This is a genomic window from Enterococcus sp. JM9B, assembly GCF_009933265.1.
Classification (GTDB): Bacteria; Bacillota; Bacilli; order Lactobacillales; family Enterococcaceae; genus Enterococcus_C; species Enterococcus_C songbeiensis.
In genome coordinates this window covers 100,650-108,114 of the sequence record NZ_MAEK01000013.1, presented here as the reverse complement: position 1 = coordinate 108,114, position 7,465 = coordinate 100,650, and the positions used below count along the sequence as shown (strand labels likewise).

At 38.5% G+C, this 7,465-nt stretch carries 11 protein-coding genes; all 11 read left to right on the top strand.

All coding sequences use genetic code 11. From position 1 onward, the window contains the following. Positions 1–717 precede the first annotated feature (717 nt). The 11 genes from BAU16_RS04455 (at position 718) to BAU16_RS04405 (ending at position 7,392) form a co-directional block, all read left to right on the top strand. Entirely contained in the window at positions 718–1,092 is a 375-nt protein-coding gene (locus BAU16_RS04455; protein WP_161526563.1) for a YxeA family protein, read from the top strand. Between the two features lie 102 nt (positions 1,093–1,194). Beyond that, positions 1,195–1,560, top strand: coding sequence for a YccF domain-containing protein (locus BAU16_RS04450; protein ID WP_048604334.1), 366 nt, complete (start codon positions 1,195–1,197; stop codon positions 1,558–1,560). Between the two features lie 227 nt (positions 1,561–1,787). Beyond that, positions 1,788–2,105, top strand: a complete 318-nt coding sequence (locus tag BAU16_RS04445) for a Crp/Fnr family transcriptional regulator (RefSeq protein ID WP_161526562.1) — start codon at positions 1,788–1,790, stop codon at positions 2,103–2,105. Between the two features lie 8 nt (positions 2,106–2,113). Further along, positions 2,114–2,467: a Crp/Fnr family transcriptional regulator gene (locus BAU16_RS04440; RefSeq protein ID WP_161526561.1), complete on the top strand. Its 354-nt coding sequence runs from the start codon at positions 2,114–2,116 to the stop codon at positions 2,465–2,467. 167 nt (positions 2,468–2,634) lie between these two features. Further along, on the top strand, positions 2,635–3,759 hold the full coding sequence (locus BAU16_RS04435) for a helix-turn-helix domain-containing protein (RefSeq protein ID WP_161526560.1): 1,125 nt from the start codon (positions 2,635–2,637) through the stop codon (positions 3,757–3,759). Next, positions 3,756–3,968, top strand: coding sequence for a PLD nuclease N-terminal domain-containing protein (locus tag BAU16_RS04430; RefSeq protein ID WP_048604331.1), 213 nt, complete (start codon positions 3,756–3,758; stop codon positions 3,966–3,968). Before BAU16_RS04435 ends, BAU16_RS04430 begins: the two co-directional genes overlap by 4 nt. After that, a complete protein-coding gene (locus BAU16_RS04425; protein WP_137604744.1) occupies positions 3,965–4,888 on the top strand; it encodes an ABC transporter ATP-binding protein in 924 nt (307 codons plus the stop codon). The genes BAU16_RS04430 and BAU16_RS04425 overlap by 4 nt, the downstream gene beginning before the upstream one ends. Then, positions 4,885–5,643 carry an ABC transporter permease gene (locus tag BAU16_RS04420; RefSeq protein WP_048604329.1) on the top strand — a complete coding sequence of 253 codons (759 nt, stop codon included), beginning with the start codon at positions 4,885–4,887 and terminating at the stop codon, positions 5,641–5,643. Before BAU16_RS04425 ends, BAU16_RS04420 begins: the two co-directional genes overlap by 4 nt. Before the next feature lie 148 nt (positions 5,644–5,791). Then, positions 5,792–6,511, top strand: coding sequence for a hypothetical protein (locus BAU16_RS04415; RefSeq protein WP_069959639.1), 720 nt, complete (start codon positions 5,792–5,794; stop codon positions 6,509–6,511). Between the two features lie 62 nt (positions 6,512–6,573). Then, on the top strand, positions 6,574–6,891 hold the full coding sequence (locus tag BAU16_RS04410) for a thioredoxin family protein (RefSeq protein ID WP_048604328.1): 318 nt from the start codon (positions 6,574–6,576) through the stop codon (positions 6,889–6,891). 45 nt (positions 6,892–6,936) lie between these two features. Next, on the top strand, positions 6,937–7,392 hold the full coding sequence (locus BAU16_RS04405) for a universal stress protein (protein WP_048604327.1): 456 nt from the start codon (positions 6,937–6,939) through the stop codon (positions 7,390–7,392). The last annotated feature ends 73 nt before the right edge of the window (positions 7,393–7,465 follow it).

Genomic DNA, 7,465 nt, shown 5'->3' with positions numbered 1-7,465 from the left:
AAGATAGCTATAAACCAAACAGCGCTAACAAGGGTAGGAGAGGCTTTAGCAACAGGTAAAGAAATACAGAAAATAAAAAGTGTAAATTCTGAATCAGATATTGTACACGGGGTTAAAAAATCAGGGGAAAATTTGGAAGAATAGGGATATCAATATAATGTTTTGATTATTCTCATCAAAAGCACGCCACGCAACTTGAATACGTTTTTGAATACGATTAGAAAACCGATCAAGATGAATTATCATCAATAAAGCGATTAGCTCTATTCAAAAATCGTTGAAATATCAACTATCTTCAATTATCTTTAATGAACTTAACCTCATGACTGAAACAGAATAACTTGATTCCCCAAATAACTTCTCTACCTGCTATTTTGGCTACGGTATTGGCTAAGTTCCCGATGATAGTATCTACCGATATATACCGTCAGTCTATAGTAATTTGTTAAAACAAATATTTCTACAAAGCCTATTCCTTTCCTCTGATTCCCAAAAGAGTCATTGTAAGGGTCAGTAGGCTAACATAATATTATATCTAAGCTGGAAATACTGTTTCACAGGTATCTCCAGCTTTTTTACATAACTTAAAAAGCCCCGCAACAACTCACTTTCTCCTTACAAAAACCTTTCAATATTGTTACCGCAGTTTAGGTCTTAAGCCTGATTAGTTAAGAATCATATTTGTTAATATAGTTATATATTCGAAAGGAGAGAGAGATGAAAACAATCGTAAAAGTAATCGTATCAGTCGGGATTTTTCTTTTGCTTCTATGCGGAGGAAGTTTGTTCTACACCAAAAATTCATCAGGAGAGCTGGCTGCTTTTTTAGATCAATTAAATCCGCTTGTACCAGAGAGCGAAGTGTATGTTAAAACGCAGGATCCTGAATCGGTCAATGGATATGGGACCGCAGCTTATAAACAAACAGCTGCTGCTTCTGATGGCACAACGAGAACGTTGGAATTTAATGGGCTCCAAGTATTGAAGAAGGACCGGTATTTAAAATTGATCAATAAAGGTGCTCACGTGGAGACTTATGAAGAGATACCAGAAAAAGAGGTTCCGCAAAAAGCATTAGAAAAAATCAAGTAAAAAATGGTATTAGAGATTTCCTTTCACTCGGTCAAAAGAAGGATGTCTTTCATTTAAAGATATGGTATCTTTAGCATAATCAAAAGAAAAGAGGTTCACGAAATGAGTTGTTTGGGAAATATTATTTGGTTGATTTTTGGTGGCTTGGGAGGCGCAATCAGCTGGTTTTTGGCTGGATGTTTATGGTCAATCACGATTATTGGGATTCCCATAGGAAAGCAATGTTTTAAATTGGCTTCGATGTCCTTGGCGCCTTTTGGTAAAACAGTTGTTTATGAAGGAAATGGCGTTTCCTTTATTTTAAATATCATTTGGTTGTTGGTATCCGGCATTCCATTAGCTTTGGCTCATGTGGCGAGTGCGATTTTATTGGCAATCACAATTATCGGGATTCCCTTTGCAAGTCAGTCATTAAAAATGGCTCGCTTGGCGTTAATGCCATTTGGTGCACGGATCGTTTCTGAATAAGGGTGAAAATTTAGTCTGGACCATGAAAAGTATGTTGCAAAATAGTAGAAATGGGAAAAAATTTGTACACAGTCAAGCTAGCTTTGGCTGTGTTTTTTTGTAAAAAATGGTCTGGCAACAATTAAAATACAAATGTGATTTTATCACCGATAGTTTTTTTAAAATTAGCTATTCTTAAACTAAGAATAGTTTTTTTTTTGAAAAATTATAAAGACGGGGGAGGCATTATGGAAGACATGAAAGTGCGTCAAAAGGAAGTTAGTGAGAAACTGCCAGTATTAAAAGAAATCAATGAAGCGTTCTTGACACTTGTTTGGGAAAATGCTCTTTGCATCAATGTTCCTAAAGGCGGGAAAGTTATTTACCAAGAAGATTCCTGTCAAGTCGTTCCGTTTTTGATTCGAGGAAATATCCGGAAGTATAAGATTTCTAATGACGGCAAAGAGTTTACTTTGTTTCATATTGAACCGGGGGAATTTTGTTTTTTTAGTGCGGCCTGCAGTATGTATCAAAAGGATTTTCCGAGATTGAAGAAGGAAGTCTGATCTTTTCGTTGCCTCGAGAAATATTTAAGAAATTACTGGCAGACGAAGCATGGCAAAAGTATGTAAGTCAGATTTTTTCGAAAAAAATCTTTGAGCTCATGACAACTGTGAGTGAAGTAGTTTTTGATTCTATGCCGCAACGAATCGCCAAGTATTTGCTGCATAATAACAAAAAGAATTTCGTTCAGACAACTCACGAGCGGATTGCTCTTGAACTTGGTTCTGCACGGGAGGTAGTAACTCGTATTTTACGGGATTTTCAGAAAATAGGTGTTTTAGCATTATCTAGAGGTAAAATTCAGGTTATTGAAGTTACTGGTCTGGAAAGAATTGCCCAAGGGGAAAAGCTTTCTTTGCACTAATTAAAAAATTCATCTCACGCATGGAAACCCTTCAAGAGAGTTTCTATGCGTTTTTTTGACTAAATAATTCCTTGTATCCCATTAGTTGATAAAAAATACTAAAAGTTAACAACTGCTCCATTGTACTACCGTAGAAAACAACGTAAAATTTACGTGAGGTGAGGGAAATGAAGATTAGTTTAGGTGCGGTGATTACAGAAAAGCGAAAAGAAAAAAAGGTAACACAACAGGAATTAGCAGATTTTGTCGGGGTATCTAAGGCGGCTGTTTCAAAATGGGAAACTGGGCAAACGTATCCGGACATCACGTTACTACCGCTGTTGGCTGCGTATTTTGATGTGTCCATCGATTCTTTATTGGATTATGAACCGGAATTGAATCAACTGGAGATTCAACGGATTTATCTTTCTTTACAGAAATCTTTTCAAACCAAATCAGCAGAAGAAGTATTGCAGTCAATCGAAAGCTTCATTCATCGGTATTATTCCTGTTACCCGTTTCTTTTGCAGATGGGCAATTTATTGTTGAATCACTATGATCTGCTTCCTGGAGAAAATCCATTAGAAAAACAGCAGCGCTATATTCCGAAAGCCTTAGATTTATTTATTCGGGTTCGCAGTAATAGTAAAGAGGTTGCGGTGATGGATGAAGCAATGAAAATGCAGGCCTATTGTCTGTTGATTTTGAATCGTTCAGACGATGTGCTGGCGATTTTGGGAGAGTATGTTCCGCCCTATTTGCCGTCAGACAGCTTGATTGCCGGTGCTTTTCAATTAAAAGGAGCGACAGATCAAGCGTTGGCGACAACCCAAAGCGGTATTTTTCAGAATCTTTTTGTTTTGTTGAGTGGCTTGACGAATTATCTGCCTTTATTAGTAAAGGAGCCAATTCGTTTCACCGAAACCTACCAGCGAGGAGCAGGACTGATTGCTCTTTTTCAAGCCGAAAAAATAAATCCGGCGGCGTTGCTGAATTTTTATTTGTCGGGGGCAGTAGGGTATGCGCAAATTGGGGACAAAGCGGCGTTGTTTGCGATTTTGGAAAAAGTCTGTCAGCTGCTAGAAATAAATCCAGTATTACAATTTATGCCGGATGATTATTTTGATCGCATTCAAGAGTGGCTAAACACGCAGGCATTGGCTGGACAAACGCCACGGGAAGCCAATACGGTCGTGGAGTCGGTGATTGCCTTTATTTTAACGAATCCATTATTGCTGCCTTATAGGGAAGAAGAAAAAATGCGTGAAATTTTTCAACGAATCGAAGAAATAAAGGAGGAAAGAAAAAAATGAACGGAAGTAAACTTTTTTTAGAAAATTTACCATTGTTGATTCCTGTCATCCTTTTAGAAGTAGGGTTGATGGTTACAGCTTTACTTCATGTGTTGAAGCATCCAACCTATCGTTTTGGGAACAAAACCATGTGGATTTTGATTGTGGTTTTTCTACAAATCATTGGACCAGTCGTCTATTTTGTTTTTGGAAAAGGAGAAAATGAATGAATCTGCTGGAAATCAAAAATGTCGGGAAAAAATTTGGCGGTAAAACGGTGTTAGATGGTTTGAATTTGTCCGTTCCAGAAGGCAGTATTTTCGGATTTGTCGGAGAAAATGGTGCGGGAAAAACAACGACCATGAAATTGATTTTAGGCTTAGAAGAAGTAACAACTGGTGAAATCACCATCAATAAGGAACCGGTGATTTTTGGGCATACAAAAACAAATCATTATACTGGTTATTTACCGGATGTTCCGGAATTTTATGGGTATATGCGAGGACGGGAATATTTGCAGTTATGTGGTGAAATCACAGGAATACCAAAACAAAAACTTGCTACTAAAATGGAAGAAATGCTGGAATTGGTCGGACTGGCTGCGGAAAAAAAGTTTATTCGCAGCTATTCCCGTGGTATGAAGCAGCGGCTGGGTATCGCGCAAGCCCTATTGAATGAGCCGCGGCTATTGATTTGCGATGAGCCGACTTCGGCACTAGATCCCAGTGGGCGCCAAGAATTTCTTGCGTTGTTGGCTTCCTTAAGAGGCAAAGTGACGATCCTTTTTTCTACCCATATTTTAAGTGATGTCGAACGAATCTGTGATTATGTCGGTATTTTGCATCAAGGGAAATTAGCGGTCAGTTCCCCTTTAGCTACACTCAAGGAACTTCATGCGCATCGGCAAATCGAAATTCTTGTAGAAAAACAGCAGGATAAACTGATTGAGCTTTTGCAAACTTTACAGCAGCAGCACCTGATTCAATCTTTTTCTCAAAAAGAGGAAGCAGTCGTTGTCCGTTACGAAGGCTCTTACGAGGAATTATTGCCTCATCTATTTCGTGGATTTATGGAAAAGAAAATTACTCCAGAAATGTTGCGAAAGGTTGAACCTTCATTGGAACAAATCTTTTTGGAGGTCATCAAATGAAAAAGTGTTATTTCTTTACGAAAAAAGAATTATTGGAAAGCTGGCGTACTAAACGAGTTCTGTTGCTTGTTATTATTTTTTTGATATTCGGCTTGATGAATCCTTTGCTGGCAAAGCTCACGCCTGAAATCATGAAATCCGCCTTTGGCTCAACGCTGGTTACGATCCCCGAGCCTACCTCGTTGGATTCATGGACACAATTTTATAAAAATATTACACAGATGGGTATTTATTTGGTGGCGGTTCTTTTCAGCGGCAGTGTCAGTCGAGAGGTTGCTAGTGGTAGTTTGGTGAATTTGGTGACGAAGGGGTTGGATCGCTGGCAAATCATTCTTAGCAAATATCTGGTGATGCTTGTGCAATGGATTGGTGCCCTTTTGTTATGTTTTAGCGTTACAGCCGGATATACCCACTATTATTTTCCAGATAATCAAAGCCCGCATATTTTCGCAGGTTTCTTCCCGTTGTTGCTTTTTGGTTGTTTTTTTGTCGCGGTGATTTTATTCGGTTCGACCCTTGCAAAATCCAGCTATGAAGGCTTGTTGTTTACGATTATCGTTACCGCTTTGCTGTATCTCTTACAGCTTTTTGACCGCTTCAAAGCCTACAATCCAATTTCTTTGATCAGTGAGAATATGGCGTGGCTCAAGGGGGACACACTTAGCGATTTTCGTGGTAGCATGATACTTAGTGTTTTGTTTGCCGGCGTGCTTTTAAGCCTGTCTATTCTAGTTTTTAATCGCAAAAAATTATGAAAAGAAACGCTGTTTGCTGCAAAGCAAGCCGCGTTTTTTTGTGGCGACTTTCTGCTCAATTCTTGCCAATATGGTACAATAAACTTTTAACATTGCTAATTTATGCGTAATCAGTTTAAAAAAATTTTAACACAAAAGGAGAAAACGGATGACTTTTCAAATTTCGGCAACGCTCCCTGTCTTTCCCGCAAAAGATTTTAAAGCTACAGTCCAATTTTTTAGAAATCTCGGCTTTAAGAATCAGTATGAAGAAAAACGATCTGGCGGGTATGCAGTCTTACGGTACCATGAATTGGTCTTTCATTTATTTGCTTATAAAAAATTACCCGTTCCTACACCAACGAATATATTATTAGTGATGGTGGAAAATGTGGATGCTTTGCACGATGCGCTGCAGGCGAATTTCAAAGAAAATACGGGGAAAAAGTTAAGCCGTTCGGGTCTTCCAAAAATGAGTTTACCACGAGATCTTAATTCGGATCGTCGTTTTACTCTGACAGATCCTAATGGCAATTATTTTATTTTTGCCCAGAGTTATGAGAAAAAGACAGCTGATGGAATGACGCGACTGGAAAAACTATACAGAGAAAGCAATACCTTGGCTTATTCTCACGAAAGTCCGCAAGAAGCAATCAAGATGATGACACGAGGATTAGAAAGAAGCAATCTGGCTGAAGAGAATGACTGGGTGATTTTTCAAGCCTACGTTTTGCTGGCGGACATGTACGCGTTAGAGGAAAATTTTCAAGAATCTCATGCTTACCTGCAAAAGGCGACAGAGCAGGCAGCAATACTTTCTACATTTGATGAAGCAAGTGACAGTTATCAGTACTACCAAAAATTGCTAAAAAATGCAGAAGAGCAATGAGTTTATCGGACCAAAGGAAAGGTGTATAATTTAACTAGAAAGTAAAGAAAGTAGGCAGATAAATGATTATTCCAAAAAATTTAGAAGAACTAGCAGGATATGTAGAAAAAGGGCAAAACGTCTTTTTCTTTACCGCCGGCTGGTGTGGAGATTGTAATTTTATTAAACCTTATATGCCGGAAATCGAACAAGATTTTCCGGAATGGCAATTTATTGAAGTCGATCGGGATCAATTCATCGATGTAGCGGCAGAATGGAATATCTTTGGCATTCCAAGTTTTGTCGTGATTAAAGATGGCAAAGAAGTTGGTCGTTTAGTAAATAAAGATCGTAAGACAAAAGCAGAAATCGAAACTTTTTTGAACAGTCTTCAAGCATAACCGTATTTCTTGAAAAATGTTTATCAGAATGAGGAGGGAATTGAAATGGAAACACAAGCGTATAAGAATATTTTAGTGGGGATCGACGGCTCGGAACAGGCAAAAGAGGCATTTCGGAAAGCGATCGAGGTGGCTCGCCGAAACGAGGGCAAGGTATATGTTGCAAACGTTATCGATCAACAGCTTTATACGATGATGGGTTATAGTTCTCTCAATCAAAATATTATCGATCAAGAAACAGAAGCAGCAAAAGAAATGATCGAAGAATACAAGGCATACGGTGCATCCGTTCATTTCAAAAATATCGAAGGTATTATTGCTTATGGATCCGCAAAAGAAGCAATGGCAAAGCAGCTGCCGGAAAAATATCAAATCGATTTAGTCATGGTGGGGCAATCTGGACTGAACGCAGTTGAACGATTTATGACAGGTAGTGTAGCAAGCCACGTCATTCGTGAAGCGCCCTGCGATGTGCTGGTGATAACAAACGAAAAAGAATAAAAAAGACTTCATTAATAAGAATTTGAATTTACTCATGCCTTTCTAAGAAGCTGCTGGAAATTTTCATGACGAG

What these genes read in the sequence shown, in the direction of transcription:
- BAU16_RS04455 (WP_161526563.1), top strand. Translation starts at nt 718, where the DNA reads ATGAAAACAATCGTAAAAGTAATCGTATCAGTCGGGATTTTTCTTTTG.
- BAU16_RS04450 (WP_048604334.1), top strand. Translation starts at nt 1,195, where the DNA reads ATGAGTTGTTTGGGAAATATTATTTGGTTGATTTTTGGTGGCTTGGGA.
- BAU16_RS04445 (WP_161526562.1), top strand. Translation starts at nt 1,788, where the DNA reads ATGGAAGACATGAAAGTGCGTCAAAAGGAAGTTAGTGAGAAACTGCCA.
- BAU16_RS04435 (WP_161526560.1), top strand. Translation starts at nt 2,635, where the DNA reads ATGAAGATTAGTTTAGGTGCGGTGATTACAGAAAAGCGAAAAGAAAAA.
- BAU16_RS04430 (WP_048604331.1), top strand. Translation starts at nt 3,756, where the DNA reads ATGAACGGAAGTAAACTTTTTTTAGAAAATTTACCATTGTTGATTCCT.
- BAU16_RS04425 (WP_137604744.1), top strand. Translation starts at nt 3,965, where the DNA reads ATGAATCTGCTGGAAATCAAAAATGTCGGGAAAAAATTTGGCGGTAAA.
- BAU16_RS04420 (WP_048604329.1), top strand. Translation starts at nt 4,885, where the DNA reads ATGAAAAAGTGTTATTTCTTTACGAAAAAAGAATTATTGGAAAGCTGG.
- BAU16_RS04415 (WP_069959639.1), top strand. Translation starts at nt 5,792, where the DNA reads ATGACTTTTCAAATTTCGGCAACGCTCCCTGTCTTTCCCGCAAAAGAT.
- BAU16_RS04410 (WP_048604328.1), top strand. Translation starts at nt 6,574, where the DNA reads ATGATTATTCCAAAAAATTTAGAAGAACTAGCAGGATATGTAGAAAAA.
- BAU16_RS04405 (WP_048604327.1), top strand. Translation starts at nt 6,937, where the DNA reads ATGGAAACACAAGCGTATAAGAATATTTTAGTGGGGATCGACGGCTCG.